15 protein-coding genes are annotated in these 16139 nt (G+C 42.4%); 6 read left to right on the top strand and 9 right to left on the bottom strand.

The genetic code is table 11. From position 1 onward, the window contains the following. Positions 1-25: 25 nt before the first annotated feature. Entirely contained in the window at positions 26-667 is a 642-nt protein-coding gene (locus tag CFH81_09110; GenBank protein ID DAB40469.1) for an outer membrane protein assembly factor BamD, read from the bottom strand. 253 nt (positions 668-920) lie between these two features. Here CFH81_09110 and CFH81_09105 point away from each other — a divergent pair, with 253 nt between their 5' ends. The 6 genes from CFH81_09105 to raiA all read left to right on the top strand — a co-directional run bounded on the left by CFH81_09105 (position 921) and on the right by raiA (position 8015). Beyond that, positions 921-4568 (top strand): hypothetical protein, encoded by a 3648-nt coding sequence (locus CFH81_09105; protein ID DAB40343.1) that lies wholly within the window; start codon positions 921-923, stop codon positions 4566-4568. Positions 4569-4607: 39 nt separating this feature from the next. Further along, a complete protein-coding gene (locus CFH81_09100) occupies positions 4608-5285 on the top strand; it encodes a hypothetical protein (protein DAB40468.1) in 678 nt (225 codons plus the stop codon). Then, on the top strand, positions 5286-6116 hold the full coding sequence (locus CFH81_09095) for a prepilin-type cleavage/methylation domain-containing protein (protein ID DAB40342.1): 831 nt from the start codon (positions 5286-5288) through the stop codon (positions 6114-6116). Next, positions 6116-6601 carry a hypothetical protein gene (locus CFH81_09090; GenBank protein DAB40341.1) on the top strand — a complete coding sequence of 162 codons (486 nt, stop codon included), beginning with the start codon at positions 6116-6118 and terminating at the stop codon, positions 6599-6601. The genes CFH81_09095 and CFH81_09090 overlap by 1 nt, the downstream gene beginning before the upstream one ends. Before the next feature lie 41 nt (positions 6602-6642). Then, on the top strand, positions 6643-7296 hold the full coding sequence (locus CFH81_09085; protein ID DAB40340.1) for a prepilin-type cleavage/methylation domain-containing protein: 654 nt from the start codon (positions 6643-6645) through the stop codon (positions 7294-7296). Positions 7297-7481: 185 nt separating this feature from the next. Continuing rightward, positions 7482-8015, top strand: coding sequence for a ribosomal subunit interface protein (raiA, locus tag CFH81_09080; GenBank protein ID DAB40339.1), 534 nt, complete (start codon positions 7482-7484; stop codon positions 8013-8015). Positions 8016-8076: 61 nt separating this feature from the next. Here the strand turns inward: raiA and CFH81_09075 are convergent, their stop codons facing one another. The 8 genes from CFH81_09075 to CFH81_09040 all read right to left on the bottom strand — a co-directional run bounded on the left by CFH81_09075 (position 8077) and on the right by CFH81_09040 (position 16103). Beyond that, the gene (locus CFH81_09075; protein DAB40338.1) at positions 8077-9897 is read right to left on the bottom strand and encodes an ATP-dependent DNA helicase RecG; all 1821 of its coding nucleotides are present in this window, start codon (positions 9895-9897) and stop codon (positions 8077-8079) included. A 164-nt stretch (positions 9898-10061) separates the two neighbouring features. Beyond that, the gene (locus CFH81_09070) at positions 10062-11315 is read right to left on the bottom strand and encodes a peptidase M16 (protein ID DAB40337.1); all 1254 of its coding nucleotides are present in this window, start codon (positions 11313-11315) and stop codon (positions 10062-10064) included. Between the two features lie 46 nt (positions 11316-11361). Beyond that, positions 11362-12408 (bottom strand): dehypoxanthine futalosine cyclase, encoded by a 1047-nt coding sequence (locus CFH81_09065; GenBank protein DAB40336.1) that lies wholly within the window; start codon positions 12406-12408, stop codon positions 11362-11364. Positions 12409-12565: 157 nt separating this feature from the next. Then, positions 12566-12958, bottom strand: a complete 393-nt coding sequence (locus CFH81_09060; protein ID DAB40335.1) for a transcription antitermination factor NusB — start codon at positions 12956-12958, stop codon at positions 12566-12568. After that, positions 12958-13425: a 6,7-dimethyl-8-ribityllumazine synthase gene (locus CFH81_09055; protein DAB40334.1), complete on the bottom strand. Its 468-nt coding sequence runs from the start codon at positions 13423-13425 to the stop codon at positions 12958-12960. The genes CFH81_09060 and CFH81_09055 overlap by 1 nt, the downstream gene beginning before the upstream one ends. 67 nt (positions 13426-13492) lie before the next feature. Beyond that, positions 13493-14320 (bottom strand): 3-deoxy-8-phosphooctulonate synthase, encoded by an 828-nt coding sequence (locus CFH81_09050; protein DAB40333.1) that lies wholly within the window; start codon positions 14318-14320, stop codon positions 13493-13495. Beyond that, positions 14317-15225 carry an EamA family transporter gene (locus CFH81_09045; GenBank protein ID DAB40332.1) on the bottom strand — a complete coding sequence of 303 codons (909 nt, stop codon included), beginning with the start codon at positions 15223-15225 and terminating at the stop codon, positions 14317-14319. The genes CFH81_09050 and CFH81_09045 overlap by 4 nt, the downstream gene beginning before the upstream one ends. A 74-nt stretch (positions 15226-15299) precedes the next feature. Next, positions 15300-16103 (bottom strand): hypothetical protein, encoded by an 804-nt coding sequence (locus CFH81_09040; protein DAB40331.1) that lies wholly within the window; start codon positions 16101-16103, stop codon positions 15300-15302. Positions 16104-16139 lie beyond the last annotated feature (36 nt).

The following is a 16139-nucleotide window of genomic DNA, read 5'->3' as shown; positions in this document are numbered from 1 at the left end:
CGGCAAATGCCAAAAAATCAAGTGATCAATCAAAAATTTTGCCTATAATTCCTTTTTCCGGAGGCGTAATATCGGTCATTTCTATAATAGAATTACTGTTTTTGTCTCTATAGATTGCTGCTGCATCTTTTTTCCCTGTACGATCATATAAAGCCGCAATATTTTCATTAAGAAGATACTGGCTCATGTGAAGCCTGATAAGCATATGATTTACCATAGGCAGATAAGGCGAACCGGGATATCTGTAGCCATACTTTTCAGCCTTCTCAATGCTGTCCATGATCAGTTTTTGATCTTTATAGACATCTTTGATACCCAAAAAAGATGCCTTAAGCTTGATAAAATCGATATATTCCCTGTTTCCCTCTTCGCCGAAACGCTTATTGTACTCATCCAGATAATAATCCGCCAAGAGGTATTCTTCATTCTCCATATGCGCATAAGCAAGCATCAAATTGGCCGTAGGCATCAAAGGAGAGCGCATATGTTCGCTTTTAAGCGAGATATAATAGGCATCAGCCTTGTCAAGATTCCCGCTGGCAATACTGCTTCCAATATGTTTGTACCAATAGAGCGCCGGCTTATTGAATTCCTTGACAGCTTCTGAATCACCGCATCCCACAAGCAAAAATGCCAAAACCGTACTTGATAAAATTATTTTTTTCATATCTGCCATACTTCTACCTCTTCTCAAATCTAATTGCCTGTATGATAGCTCAAAGTATGTAAAAAACGTATTAGGTATTACTTTAATTAGAAAAATAGTATCCAAACAAGTATAAATTAATAAAAAATTTATAAAACCAAATTGATATATTTTCTATATATTCACTACCATTGTATCCACACATGTGTTTAAGAAAAAATAAACCATAAAAGCTCTATACTTATTGAATAATGAATATAAAAAGGAGGATGGAATGAAATTTATATTGCATATATTATTTGTTTATTTGATGTTCATGACTCAATCATACGGTTTAATAAAACACTACACCCTAACTGTAGAGAGCCCAACAATAAACGAGGATATCGGAACATATGATATTGAAATCAGGATGGAGCCTGATTTGCATCCATCGGAGTCGATTCTGATTTATTATGAAACGCAAAACGGTACGGCAACGGCAGGAAATGACTATGTTGCGTTAAAGAGTTCCAAATGGATCACAAAAAAAGATTCCACTATAACGTTGACCATCCATGATGATACGATCGGCGGTGAAGGAAATGAATATTTTTACTTTAAAATTACCAAAGCTATTCCTGCTACTGGTTTATTGGATACTGTTACGATAAGCGAAGACGGTGGATTGGTCACCATCGTCGATAACGACACAGCGGCTCTGCCGCGGCTCTCCATAGGGGATGTCAACGTCAATGAAAATGCAGGAACAGCCAACTTTGCCGTAACCCTAAGCGAGGCTGCTGCCGAGGATGTGACATTTTCGTATGCAGCTATCGATGGTACGGCAACGGGCGGAAGTGACTATGTTATCACTTCTTCCACAGCAACCATTCCTGCAGGCTCAAGCAGCACATCCCTATCTATCCCCATTATCGATGATTTGCTTGCCGGCGAAAGCGATGAGACTTTCTTTGTGTATCTGAGCAATGCAGTCAATGCCGTTATCCTTGATCCAGAAGGCATGGGAACCATTATTGATAATGATATTGCGTTTTCTTTGGCAATCAACGATGCCTCTATCGCCGAAGGCGATGCTGACAAAACCGTCAACGTAAAAGTTAACTTCAGTGCGTCTTTGCCAAATGACATCACGCTAACCTATCATACTTCTCAAGGCACGGCAACGGCAAATGTTGATTATACCGAAGTCTCTTCACAAACCGTCACTATCCCAACAGGTGCAATAGAGCACAATTTGACCTTCACGGTGCTGGGAGATACACTGATCGAGAATGCAGAAAACTTTTTTATCACCATTGATAGCGTCACAGGAGCTGCTGTGCCTGTTATAGCCGACGGCAACAGTACGGTGACGATCTTTGACAATGACGGAACAGGAGGCTGCTCTTCGTATGTGGGTCTCATGACGATCAATGAATACCAAAACAACCCGCACTATTTTGACTCGCGAGGGGACGGCAGCGGCAATATCAAAATCATAGGTAACTACGTCGAGATCAAATATATTGATTTTTTGGTTAAAAGATTTGTGACGGATGACTGGAGCGTTTCTGTTTATACGACAGCAGGAACGCAAGGGATTCTATGGAGAGACAAGGATGTTGAATGTATTGATCCGCGCTATGAAGTGTTTCAGTTTAGCAATAAAGTCATGGGTGCGCAAGGCTATGTCGTGCTGAGAGATCAAAATGGTAACGAAGTGGATGTACTCAATATCGACAACTCCAACCACTACTCTCAACAATGCCAAAATTTTATCTACGATACCGACTTTGACGCCTCTGCGCAAAACAAAGATCTTTTCAGGGAACCGGACGGTACGGGTGACTGGTATGATCACGGTACAGGAGCCAACTCGGGGGGCAGTCGCTGCATCAACAAGGACGGTGTCAATTTAGGTTTGATTTTTACGGAATTTGATGCAATCGATATAGATGAGCCTACGCCGGCAACGGTCATGAATTATGCCAGCGTCCCCATCAAAACCAAAATTGCCGACAAACCGTTTGATCTAAAAATACTTTCAATAGATACCGATACGGGCAATCTAAAAAATTCATCCGTAACCGTCAAAGCATACCTTGCCAATGCAATGGGGCAAAAACTGATCATGAAAAACGGCAGCGCCGCACCGGGAATTGATGTCATTTTCGAAGGAATGTCGTCCGTTGAAGTCTCGGGATTTATCTACGACAAAGCGATCAGGCAGGCAAGAGTGATGTTCGAATATTGCGAAAACAATGCTTCAGGAGGTATCACAGATTGGGATCAGTGCTATCTTGATGAAAGCAAGGCATTAAGCAGAAGACATGCCTATTCGCGAAATATTTTTGCGATCCGGCCGGATCATTTTGAGATCGGCATCTCTCATGCAGATGCTCCAAACCTATTGCGCGCAGGAGAAACATACAGCGCTTCCCTGACAGCAAGGGATTACAGCGGCAGCCCGACTGTCGAGTATACCGTTACGAATGTTACCAGCTTTAATGAGGTGCTCGATATCAATCATACTGCCTATTTTAAAGACAGATCGGTGGATGAAAACGGAGTGCTTCACGGAAACTTCACCAATGTCTCGTCTGCCCCGTTTTACAGTATCGACGGATTGACAAGTGTTAGCAGCACGACAAAACCAGTAAGCGCAGAAGAAGTATTGGATCTTTCCTATAGCGATGTCGGCAAAGTAACGCTTCACGTGTACGACAAAGTGTGGGCTTCCATCGATAATGACGATACGCCACTTGATTGCAACGGCACGTTTATTTGCGGCGATCTTAATATAACTTTTATCCCTCACCACTTTTCATTTGCCGAGCTGAACATTACCAATCACGCCGGCCCAGACAACAATTTCACCTATGTTGCCGATGAGTTCACCCTCATGTCCGCCAAAATACAAACACGTATCGAAGCCGTGGCAAAAGACGGCAATATCACGCAAAATTTCCAAAGCGGAGAGCTTTATTATGAAAATAATATTTCTGTCACGCCCACCGTTGTAGTCCCTTCAAGCGGCAATCCAAACGGCTATCTCTATCCCAATGCCAACGAATCGAACATCACCAACCAACTCATAGGATTTGGGCGTGCCGGACAAGATAATAACGGAACGCGAAACATTCTGTGGGACGAAAGCACCTATCCGCTGGAATTCAATTTCGAAAGAGAGATCAACCAGCCTGCCAACCCGTTTGATGTGAACGGCTCACATCTTTCTATTGCTGCTTCTTCGCACTATGAAGACCCCGAAGACGGTGACATCGCGGACATCAACGGCAGCCGTATGGGTGATGGCAATGCCACACAAGCAGCACAATGTCTGGCGGAGGAGACATGTTTACAGCAAAATGCAGACAACAATGCTACATTTTTCTATGCAAGAACGCGGCCTTCAAAACTGTTTTATCCCGACGTTATAGAGACAAGTATTACTACCCCTGTCTTTATAGATGTCTATTGTGATCTAGGCCATGATGCCTGCGGCAATTTTGGTATCGATACGGTCAATGCCCAAATAACCGAATACGAATGGTGGCTTTCACTAAACCATCGTATGGACCGCAATGACGGCAACATTACACTTCAAGAAGGCAATGTCACAGAAGGGAGCAGTACGGATTGGGGTGTTTCGCCTACCGCCGTAGCCATAAACGATTCAAACGGTGAAGACGATACGATTGTTGTTTCAAGAGGTGCAAGCGCCGTATTGCCGCTGGCTGTAGAGATCGATCTAGACACCACTAATCCCACAGATACAAGCGGATGGCTGATCTACAATCCAAACAATAGTATGTTTGCGCCCGATCCATTCTACAGCGTCCGCTTTATCGGCCAATCCGGATGGGCAGGCCATGGAGATACGGGCCATGTGGTTGAGACCAATTCGAGCACCAAAAAAAATAAAAGAGTGGAGTGGTAGGTGAAAACAAAACGTCTCATTCTGCGTCCTGCCATAGCAATGATCGAACTGATCATCGCAATTGTGGTAATCGGCATCGTGCTGATGTCTGCCCCTATGCTTCTTCAACAGGCTGCCAAAAGCGGTTATGTTGCCATCCAGCAAGAAGCGATCAATGAAGCTGCTTCGCAGGTCAATATGGTTTTAGGGTACCATTGGGATGAAAACAGTGCGGATGAACGGTTTATCGATCCCATTTTAACAGCTGCCGGAGGAGATACGAACTTAATCGAGTACAACAACACAGGTCGCCGCGCAGGCACGCCCAAAGAGAGCAAACGCGCCTTTGTCCGCGATGACGGCTTGCGTTTGCCTGCATCAGCTTTGGGAAGCGACGGGGGCGACAGAGACGACATAGATGATTTGGCAGGAAATGCGCAGCTTACCCTGATCGAAGATGCTGCAAGCGACTATGTCGAAAAAACAACGATCGACATCAATACCTCCATCTCATACATCAGCGACGCGATCAGCGGCGGAACCTACCTGGATCCGGGAGGCGACAAGGGGATTGTCTTTACTCCTTCGTGGACACCCTCTGCAAATTCTACCAACATCAAACATATCCAAGTGATGCTGACTAGCAGCAGCGGCCATGAAGAACTTGAAAAGCAGATCGTCTTGCATGCCTTTAGCTGCAATATTGGCGCGACAACACTTGAAGAGAGAGAGTTTTAGATGAAAATACGCACACTTCATTCGGCATTTACTCTTTTAGAAGTGACGATCGTCATTACCATACTTGGTATTGTCGCCTCTTTGGCCTCCGAACTGATTGCCCAGGTTTATCAAAGTTATATTTTGCAGCGTGCAGAGCACCGCGCCGCACTAAAAACAGAACTTGCGGCCACCCAAATCGCTAACCGCCTGCGCTATGCCATCCCCGGGACAGTCATACGAAGAGTGGACACAACAGGCGCGCCCGAAGAAATTAGTACCTCCATGGCACATAATCCTGATGATTACACCGTATTGCAATGGGTTGCCTATGACGGTGATGGTTTTGAAGCCATAACGTCGGATGCAAACCGAAAACCCGGATGGAGCGGTTTTTGCGATGTGGATGCGAGTACCGCCCATACGATCCAAACTCCCGGGTCCAACCTTGAACTGGCCAAGACGATCATCGAAAACCTCTCCGATCACAACAAAACGATCGCGGATGCAGCCCTTTATTTTCCGCAGGACCCTCCCGTTGCGCACGGGATCAGCGGCGAGACCGGTGAGACGCTTACGCTTGATGGCAATGCTTCAAAAATTGCAGAGCATTATAAACTGGCATGGAGTTCCTACGCGCTCGTTGTGGAAAACGGCGATCTTTATCTTTACTACAATTTTGCTCCCCTGCCAAATGCTACGATCGGCATCACAAAATCGCTTCTGCTCAAAAACGTCAGCACCTTTAAATTTCAAGGTGCGGGCCGGACCGTGCGATTTAAAATCTGCAGGGATGAAAATATCGGCGATGAGTTCAATATCACCTCTTGCAAAGAAAAGGCGGTATTCTGATGACATCTCAAACAATGCGGCACGCTTTCTCTATGCTCACGGCAATCATCGTCATCGTGTTGATGGCAACGGTAGCCATGCTTATCATCTCACTCTCGGGCAAAATGGTCAAAGAAACAACCACGCAGTTTCAAAGAGAGCAAGCTGCCCTGCTTGCCAAAAGCTATACAGAATATGCCGTAATGGCCGTAACCGCCAATGACCGTAACGCAACAAATAACTGCCTCCATGATATAGACGCAACAATCGGTTCGCCGGCAACAGGAAACGGATACCGGATTCGTACCCGTATCGCCTATATCGGTCATGCCGGAGAAGTCAATTCATGCGCTGCAACACGCATTTTCAGCAATACAGTAACAACTCCAAGATCACCGTTGAATGTTATCGTAGATGTCTATGTGGAGTATAAAGAACCCGATCATCCGGACAGCACCAATGCTCCGTGGATTACGTATCATAAAAGAACGTTTCAAAAGATTTAGGATGATTGGTATATATGTTTTTAAACTGTAAAGGAAACTGGATGAAAAGATCGGCATTTACATTACTTGAACTCGTCATGGTGATTGTAGTATTGGGAATTCTTGCAGCGGTATCGTTGCCAAAACTTGATCGCGACATCAAGCAAGAGGCTGCAGACAGCATCCTCTCAGACATCAGATACACCCAGCATCTTGCGCTCATGGACAACAAACATGATTTCGATAATCCAAAATGGCACCAACGGTTTTGGAGGATCGTTTTTGGCACCTGCACAGGAACCGACAAATACTATATGATAGGAACCGACGATGACACGGAATCAGCAACCAATGCTCTTTTTGACAAAACAGAAGCGGCGATCGATCCTGCCAACGGCAAACCGATGTTTTGGATAAACGGTTCGGCGTGTCAAAACGGAGGAGACGGTACCGTAAGCGAAAGGATTTTCATCAGTAAACAGTACGGCATAAAAGCCGTTACTCCCTCAGGCGGATGCACCAATGCCGCCCATATAGGGTTTGATCATTTAGGAAGACCGCATGCAGGCTTTTCAACCTCTACTCAGCCAAATCACAGCAGCATTATGACAACAGATTGTCAATTTACCTTTACCCTTTCAGACAATACAAATTTTAGCATCACTATAGAAAAAGAGACGGGTTACGCCTACATCAGCGATCAGCCGGAATCCTAATTTATATTAGGCATATGATCTCTTTATTTACTCTTTATTAAGTTTCCTAAGTTACAATTAAGCAGGATATTCGTTATCCATAATCTTTTTAAATGCCTGAGCCAAAAACGAAGCTTTAGTGAGATAAATTGTTAGCGGGTTCTGCCCGGTAACAAAAAGAAACAAATTAAATTAAAGGATTTATCATGAATAAAAGTATTACAGGAAGACATTTTGACTTAACTGAACCTATCAAGGAGTATGCAGATATTGCGCTTGAGGGGCTTAAAAAATACAATCTTGATATCATATCGGCAAATACAATTATCTCGGCAAATGAAAAAGGCGGAAAAAAAGGTTTTGCTGTCGAATTCATCATAAATCTGAAAGACAAAAATACCATTGTTGTCACACAAGTAGACAAAGATGTGTATGCGGCGATCGATTTGGCAATAGAGAGAGTAAAAAAATCGCTCAGAAGATTTTCAGATAAAATCAAAAATCATAAAATCATGAGCTTTAAAGACCTAGGAGAAGGTGCAGAAGCAGTTGGTGAACTTACCGCAGAAGAGGTAGAGATCGTTCCTATGGATTTGGAACTTCACAAACCGCTTGAGTTTGATGAAGCTATCGATGCACTCAAAGCAGAGAAAAAAAGACAGTTCATTGTCTTTAACGACCAAGAGGGACAAATGCGCGTTATGTACAAAAGAGCGGACGGAAAATTCGGCCTTTATTAGCAGGTCGGCGGATGGGTTTGCCGCCTGTCTGCCCGTTGAAGATGAATGCTTCTAAATTGTCTTATTGCTTTTTATTTTCAATATTTTTAAGTCTGTCTTTGGCTTTTTTTACAATATCTTCATCGTGTGCCAAATCCAGCCATTTAAACTTCTGGCCGCTTTGTATCGTTCCGTCAAGTATATCACCGCTGTTACGAAACTGCAAGTCAAGCTTGGCTATATCAAAACCGTTTGTGGTTTGTGCAAAACGTTCCAGTCTTATATTTTCACCCTTGGCATTACTGTAAAGATAGCACCAGCTTTTCAGTCCATTGCGCCCCACTCTTCCTCTGAGTTGATGCAATGTAGCAAGTCCCAATCTCTCAGCTCCCACAATTACAATCAATGTCAATCTTGGCAAAGAGATACCCACCTCCACCACTGTTGTGGCTAAAAGAATATTTCCCTTTTCTCTAAACCTCAGCAGTATCTCTTCTTTTTCTTTATCTTTACCGTGTGTCACGTACACACGCTCAAACCGTTCTTCCCAAAATCTTCTGGCTTCTTCTAAGGATTGGTAGGGCACTTCGCTGCTCTCTTGAACCAAAGGATAGATGATAAGCACTTGATGCTGTTGTGCGATCTCCTCTTTGATATGTCCAAGCAAGTGCCCAAAATCATGCTTTCCTATGGTTTTTGTCACTACCTCTCTCTCAAAAGGCGTAGTGGTGATAAGGCTTACATCAATCAACTCAGACTCCATCATCGCTTGCGTCCTTGGGATAGGGGTAGCAGAAAACTGAATAAAATGCGGCTTTTTCTCTTGACTGCCCACAAGTGATTCTAGCCTTTGGCGCTGCTTGCTTCCAAAACGATGCTGCTCATCCACCATTACTAAAGCCGCTTGAGGCAAATCTTCCTTATAAAGCAGCGCATGCGTTCCGATGATAAAATCTGCTTCCTGATATTTTCCCTCTTCTTTTCCTTGCATCACCAAAGCAATTTTTATTTTTTTGGGTAAATATTTGCATGCTTCTTCATAGAGTTGCAACGCCAAAAGTGAAGTGGGAGCCATCAAAATACTTTTATGAGGGCAAGACATCATCGCACAGGCAAGTATCACCATTGTCTTTCCTGACCCCACATCTCCCACCACCATTCGTTTGGCAGCTTTATCTTTTTTGGCTATGTCATGTTGTATTTGATCGATCACTTTATGCTGCTCAGGTGTTAAAATAAAAGGGAGATTTTCCACAAAAGATTTAATTTCTCCATCCAATGCATGCAAAGCCGGAAAATCAATACGTTTTCCTTTGAGTTTTTTTAGATGATTGTAGGCTTCTACAAATTTAAGCGCCCTTGTGTTCTGTGACGTTACTCTTCCGCCTTGATACACTTCTTCTAAGGTTTTAGGAAAATGAATGCGCAGCAAAGTGGCTACTTCATGACTATCCAATCCTTCGCTGTAAAGATTTCTCTCATTTATATAAGATGCAATCAATATGCCGATCTCACTCTCCTTAAGCAATGTTTTATACTTAGGGGTGATTTTCCCGGCTTCTTTAATGGATTTGGGTTGCGGCATTTGCAAATACCCTCTGTGCTCCTCAAGACGCCCTTGGATAATATGATTGCTTCCGATTGAAAATCGCTTATGATGATACGGTGTCGAATGAAAAAAAGTGGAAGAGAGCTTTTTGCCTGAACGTATAAGCCTAAATGAAACACGAAATTTTCCCGCAAAAACACTTACTTCTTCTACTTTGGCTTCAAGGGTATTTACTTTGCCGATTTCTAAAGAATTTGAGAGTGTTGTGTCTGTATAGGAGGCGGGAACAATAAGAGCAAGGTCAAGCAAAGTATGGATTTTTAGTTTTTTAAAAAGTTCTTTTGCTTCTTCCATGCTCTGCTCCGTTACAATGAATCATTATTAATTATGGGATGCTGCTCTGCACTGCTTTTACGATATTTATTATAATGAATACCGTAAAAAACAAAGAAAAAGATGTCAAATTGACAGAAAAATATTGATTGCCGACTTGGTTATCTGTCAAAAATCACAACTGCCTAATTTTTATTTTTTGCATCTTTAGTTACGATCCCGAAACTAAGATCCATAAGTTCTTTGTGTTCTTCGATAAAGATATTTATCTCTTCAAGCGTTACTTTTTCGATCTTCTCAAGCTGATCTTTGGTAAATCCAAGGGGTCTGCCATAATAAAATTCTTCAAAGGCACGATTGAGCCTTTGAGAAAGTGTTTCTGTGCGAAGCGGTTCGCTTCCCAGTAAAAATTTCTTTGTATCATCGAGTTCTTTTTGGGTGATTCCTTCATTAACAAACTCATTCACCACTTGCTGCACCAAGTTTTTAGCCTCTTCTTGCGTACTCAGTTTAGTTTGCAGATAGCCGCTCAAATAAGATGCTGTTTTGGTACGGCGCAACGAGGCATAAACACCGTAAGTCAATCCGCGTTTTACACGTATCTCCTCCATAAGACGAGAACCAAAACCTGCGCCTCCCAACAGATATTCGGCTATTTTGACCTTATACTCGTCTGTCTGATTGTAGTCATAGGCAAACGGTGCACCAAAATGAATATAGGCTTGCTGCGTCTCCTCTTTAGCCAATACAGTTTGTTTTTGGTCTGATGCTTTGATTTTGTCTATCTGGACTGTATTGACTTTAGGCAACAAAGAAAGTATCTCTTTTGTGTAAGTCTCAGCCTCCTGGAGTGTTATGTCTCCGCCTGCTACCACCACAACATTATTGCAGCCCAAATGAGAGGCTATAAATTCCTCAATATCTTCTAGCGTTATACTCTCTATGCTTTGCATCGTGCCATCATAAGGTTTGCCAAGTGGAGAGTCTTTAAAAAGTATTTCTCTTAGTTTTGCGGCTGCTATATAATCAAAATCACTCTTTTTTTGCATCAGCCATCCTGTTTTCTGCCTTTTTACATGCGCTAATGTTTCTTGAGTATAGTTGGGGTCGCCCAAGAGTGCTTTAACACGCTCCACTGCAAAAGCAAACTCACTCTTGAGCGCTGAAATTTCTATAACAAAATTCTCGCGCCCCGCCTGTGCTCCCACCTCAATAGCATGCTCGTCAAGCGTAGTAGCAAATCCCACGCTCCCTTCTTTTTTTGTGCCTTCATTAAGTATTCTGGCGCTCATATCTGCCAAGCCGTCTTTTGTATTGCTCAAATGTCCGCTGTTTTGGAATACAAGCTGCATTGAAACGATAGGAATATAGATACTCTCTTCATAAATCAAAGGAGCCGATGCATCCTTTATTTTTATCTCTTTGACACTTTGGGCCATCAACACTCCTTGTAAAACTGCTAACAGTAAAAATAATTTTTTCATTTTAGTAAAATCGTTCCAATATCTCATAGGCGGTATTTCTCTTCGCCGGTTTTTCGCCTACATCCTTGATGAGTTCTATCATTTGCTGTTGGTTCATCTCGTTTTTTGCGCCTGCTGCCGAGACAACATTTTCCTCCATCATCGTAGAGCCAAGATCATTAGCTCCAAAAAGCAGTGCCATTTGACCGATATAACTTCCTTGGGTTACCCATGAACTTTGGATATTGGGTATATTGTCTAAAAAAAGCCGTGCCGCTGCCAGATAGCGCAGGTAAAGGTTCGAGGAGGTTTTTTCGATCGTCGAAAGCTCTCTTTTGAGTTCTGTATTGTCGCTTTGATAGGACCACATGATAAAAGCCCGAAATCCACCCGTCTCATCCTGAAGCTTCCTGATCAAATCCCAATGCTCAACGATTTCTCTTGTTGTCTCCACCGTGCCATACATCATCGTTGCTGTGGATTTTATGCCAAGCTTGTGCGCCTCTTTGTGTACCCCAAGCCAAGTATCTTTGTCAAGTTTTTTAGGCGCAATAATATCGCGCACTCTATCGCTGAGTATCTCGGCTCCGGCTCCGGGTATCGAGCTGAGTCCTTTGGCTTTCAGCCTGCTCAGCACCTCAGCGATAGTGATCTTGGACCTTGTAGCAATATAATCTATCTCAATAGCCGAAAATCCATGGATTGTCACCTGAGGGTATTTTTGATGGATATGCTCTACCAGATCTTCATACCATTCTATCTGAAGCTTTGGATGCACGCCTCCCTGAAAAAGTATCTGTGTGCCGCCTATGGCCAAAAGTTCTTCGATTTTTCGGTCTATTTCTTCAAAAGTAAGAATATAGGCATCTTCTTTTTTTTCATGCGTGTAAAATGCACAAAACTTACAATCTACCCAGCAGATATTGGTATAGTTGATATTGCGATCGACCACAAAAGTGGTTACTCCTTTGGGGTGCAACTCTTTTTTGCGCGCATAAGCCATCTTGCCCAGCGTTTTAAGATCACATCTCTCAATCAATTCAACAGCTTCATCAATCGTCATGCGCATAAAAAACTCCTCCTTTGAGAGTTTTTAGCGATGAGTGATGAGTGATGAGCGTCGGATTGTATTGCAGCGTAATATTTGTATTCACAGCATTTTGAAAAAATGCATATATTAATTTTTCATTCCTCATTTTCCATTCCTCGTTTACCATTGGAGAATCCTATTTTCCAATAGCATCAAGTACGCCATTGATAAACTTTGGCGATTTTTCATCAGCGAGTGCTTTGGCTAACTCCACAGCTTCATTAATAATGATTGCTTTATCGGTTTTGGCCACAAGTATTTCATAAGCTCCCAGTCTCAAAATAGACTTTTCCACCTTGCCTATATCCGTATAATCCCAATCTGTAAGATGCTTTTGAATCTCATTGTCTATCATTTCAAGATTTTCTATTGTGCCTTGGAAAAGAGCTTGAGAGAAATCCTTCTGTTTATTTCTTATTTTCCCCTCTTCGAATATCTCATCTGAAAAATGTGCAATGTTTGTGTTGCCCAGATCATATGCATATAATAATCCCACAACTGCCGTACGCGCCTGATGTCTTGTTGCCATTATACAAGCTCTCCGTAAAGATTAATCAGCTCGATCAGGCTTACCATTGCTTCTGCGCCTTTATTTCCTGCTTTGGTTCCTGCCCTCTCAATCGCCTGCTCAATATTATCAACAGTCAAAACACCAAAAGTGACGGGTTTGCCGTATTTAAGCGCCATATTTGCTACTCCCTTAGTCGCTTCGGCAGAAACATAATCAAAATGCGGAGTTGCACCCCTGATCACTGCGCCAACGCAACATACCGCATCATACTTCCCTGAAGCAAGCGCTTTATCCAATGCAAACGGGATTTCAAATGCACCCGGCACCAAGATAAGATCCAATGTATCCGCATCTCCTCCGTGTCTTGCATAGGCATCTTTTGCTCCTTCAACCAGTCTATCCGTTATAAAATGGTTAAATCTCGCATTGATGATCGCTACTTTTTTACTTTTATCTACCGATAAGTATCCTTCTACTATTTTCATTTGTTTCCTTTGGTTATTTTTTTCATCTTATTATCTTGGCATATCAAACTAAAGATGGTATTGCGTACTACTCTTCTACGATCATCCTAATGGCATCAATTTGTTCAATAAGTTTATCAAGCTTGTGTAATTCTATCATATTGGGTCCATCACTCAAAGCAATGCTTGGATCAAAATGGGTTTCAAAAAAGAAACCGTCCACACCAACCGCTGCGGCCGCTCTAGCCAGATAGGGCACAAAAGAGCTGTCTCCTCCGCTTGTGGCGCCGCCGCTTGCAGGCATCTGCACAGAATGCGTTGCATCAAAAATCACAGGTGCAAACTCTCTCATGATCTTCAATCCGCGCATATCAACCACAAGATTGCCGTATCCAAATGTGGTCCCTCTCTCTGTGAGCCATACTTTATATTTTTTAGCGTTTTCATAATTGACCTTACCGTCACAACCTCTGGTTTTAAGCACTTTGCCTACAGAATGCTCCATCGCAGAAGGTGCGAGAAACTGTCCTTTTTTGATATTGACCACAGCGGATGTTTTTGCAGCAGCCACCAATAGATCGGTCTGTCTGCATAAAAATGCAGGGATTTGAAGCACATCTGCAACCTCGGCGGCAGCTGCAGGCTGTGTATAGTCATGCACATCGGTTAAAATCTTATAGCCAAACTGCTCTTTGACTTCCTGAAGCATTTTCAATCCCTCATCAAGCCCAGGTCCCCTGAAACTGTCCAGGCTTGTTCTGTTTGCTTTGTCAAAACTGGCTTTAAAATAAAATTCTTTTGTACAATCCTCATCATACTTTTTTAAAGATTCGGCAATCTTCATCACATTGTCTCTGCTTTCCAACACGCAAGGTCCGGCAATCAATATCATAATACTCCTTTTATAATGGGTCATGTCCGGTCTTCTTTTTTGGGCCAAGCCACAAGCAATCCCGACAGTATGACTAAGATTATACCCAAAACTGTCCAAAAATCAGGCATAGGATCCCCGAGCATCATACCGATAAATACAGCAAAAACAATGTTGCTATAGCTTATCGTGCCAACAATGCCGGCTTTTGTCAACTCATAGGCTTTGGTCATAAGCAGCTGTGAAACGGTAGCAAAAATTCCTACAGCCATAACATACACCCATGCGACATCTTGAGGCATAATAAACCTAGAGAAAATAAAATCAAGATCCTCCGGTGCGTCAATATAGGGTGTTGCCGTCATTAAAAAAAGCGGGGCGATCGTGCCTATACCCATAAAAGACATCACTATCGCTCTGGTGTCATAATAGTTTCTAAGCTCTCTTATAGAGGTATAGGCCAAGGCTGCGCCGATCCCGGAAAAAATTCCCAAAAGATCATATTTATCAAAAGAAAATCCTTCCGGTTTGGCAACAAATACAATCCCCGCAAAACCCAGCAAAACAGCAAATAAAGCACTTTTGGAAAGTTTTTCGCCTAGGATAAAATAGGCAAATATTGCTACAAAAATGGGAGATGTTTTATTGTATGTCACCGCCTCTCCCAAAGGAATATAAGCCATAATATAAAAATATGCCAAAAGTGCAGCAAAGCCCATAAAGCCTCTAAATAAAAGCAAAAAAGGCTTACCTCCTTTTTGTCTAAGCGGTGTTTTGTAGATAGAAAATCCTACCAAAATCACCCCTATTACGTTTCTAAAAAAAGTCACTTCGATTGCGGGCAATGTTTGGCTGACAACTTTTGCAAACCCTCCCATCACAGCAAAACTAAGTGAAGCAAGAAGCATAAACAGTATACCTCTATCCATCGTTTGAATGATTTTTTTCATTGTATTTGCCCTGTTTTTACCAAACAGACACCATCCATCTCTTTAGCCGACACCCCCTGCCGTATTTCGAAAAATTATCTGATCCGTTCCGCACGGATATCACCAAAAAAAATCACATCCTTGAGTACTGCTTTTTGCGCAACACCGTCTTTGCCTACTGAGAGCATCAATTCACCTTCTTTGCTTAAAAAGATTTTTTCATGAATAATGGCCGTTGCATACCAATCAGCCCCGCTGCCCAATGTTTTTTTATATCTTCCAAGATCCGATAACTCCGGAATCACCAGCGATACTTTTCCGTCTTGGCGTTCTGCTCCTACAGCTTGAAGTGTATATCTGTGCGGTGTTGTTTTGTCTTTAAGTATTTGTTCGAGATTAAAATAAAGAGTCAATAGGTCATTTTTGGCATAAAAATCAAGTACGCTCTTTTTTTCAGAAATCAGTTTGCCGTTTTTGAATTTTTTATAGATTTTGGTGACTTTTTTATTTTTATGGTCAATAAGGTACTCTTTGTTCACTGTTTTAGAGTTATCGGTTCTAATAACTTTATACCGGTCGCTTCTCATCGCGCCATCTACCGTCCGCCCTTGTGAAATATGCCTTTCTGTGCGTCCTCTGCTGAGTGTTTTTGCGACTCCTGCGGCATCAAGACGGATATCTATAGTATACCGTGTAGTATCTTGGGTCAACAAAGCTTTGGCTGTTCCTATTTGCCCAAACACACCAAAACTCACCTTATAATCCGCCTTAAGTGTTTTTGCTTGCATCAAAGAAGATGACAGCGCGATCACCATAAAACTCATCAGATATTTTTTAAGCATATAGACAACCCCTTTAAAATTAAATTCTATTTTACAATAATTATGTAAATCAACCATGAATCATAAATAAAACACCCTTTCTATGTCAAGATC

This window comes from Sulfurovum sp. UBA12169, assembly GCA_002742845.1.
Taxonomy (GTDB): Bacteria; Campylobacterota; Campylobacteria; order Campylobacterales; family Sulfurovaceae; genus Sulfurovum.
This window is presented reverse-complemented; position numbering and strand designations above follow the sequence as displayed.

What these genes read in the sequence shown, in the direction of transcription:
- CFH81_09040 (DAB40331.1), bottom strand. Translation starts at nt 16,103, where the DNA reads ATGGTTGATTTACATAATTATTGTAAAATAGAATTTAATTTTAAAGGG.
- raiA (DAB40339.1), top strand. Translation starts at nt 7,482, where the DNA reads ATGAATAAAAGTATTACAGGAAGACATTTTGACTTAACTGAACCTATC.
- CFH81_09105 (DAB40343.1), top strand. Translation starts at nt 921, where the DNA reads ATGAAATTTATATTGCATATATTATTTGTTTATTTGATGTTCATGACT.
- CFH81_09060 (DAB40335.1), bottom strand. Translation starts at nt 12,958, where the DNA reads ATGGCAACAAGACATCAGGCGCGTACGGCAGTTGTGGGATTATTATAT.
- CFH81_09055 (DAB40334.1), bottom strand. Translation starts at nt 13,425, where the DNA reads ATGAAAATAGTAGAAGGATACTTATCGGTAGATAAAAGTAAAAAAGTA.
- CFH81_09095 (DAB40342.1), top strand. Translation starts at nt 5,286, where the DNA reads ATGAAAATACGCACACTTCATTCGGCATTTACTCTTTTAGAAGTGACG.
- CFH81_09045 (DAB40332.1), bottom strand. Translation starts at nt 15,225, where the DNA reads ATGAAAAAAATCATTCAAACGATGGATAGAGGTATACTGTTTATGCTT.
- CFH81_09075 (DAB40338.1), bottom strand. Translation starts at nt 9,897, where the DNA reads ATGGAAGAAGCAAAAGAACTTTTTAAAAAACTAAAAATCCATACTTTG.
- CFH81_09065 (DAB40336.1), bottom strand. Translation starts at nt 12,408, where the DNA reads ATGCGCATGACGATTGATGAAGCTGTTGAATTGATTGAGAGATGTGAT.
- CFH81_09070 (DAB40337.1), bottom strand. Translation starts at nt 11,315, where the DNA reads ATGGCCCAAAGTGTCAAAGAGATAAAAATAAAGGATGCATCGGCTCCT.
- CFH81_09090 (DAB40341.1), top strand. Translation starts at nt 6,116, where the DNA reads ATGACATCTCAAACAATGCGGCACGCTTTCTCTATGCTCACGGCAATC.
- CFH81_09110 (DAB40469.1), bottom strand. Translation starts at nt 667, where the DNA reads ATGAAAAAAATAATTTTATCAAGTACGGTTTTGGCATTTTTGCTTGTG.
- CFH81_09050 (DAB40333.1), bottom strand. Translation starts at nt 14,320, where the DNA reads ATGACCCATTATAAAAGGAGTATTATGATATTGATTGCCGGACCTTGC.
- CFH81_09100 (DAB40468.1), top strand. Translation starts at nt 4,608, where the DNA reads ATGATCGAACTGATCATCGCAATTGTGGTAATCGGCATCGTGCTGATG.
- CFH81_09085 (DAB40340.1), top strand. Translation starts at nt 6,643, where the DNA reads ATGAAAAGATCGGCATTTACATTACTTGAACTCGTCATGGTGATTGTA.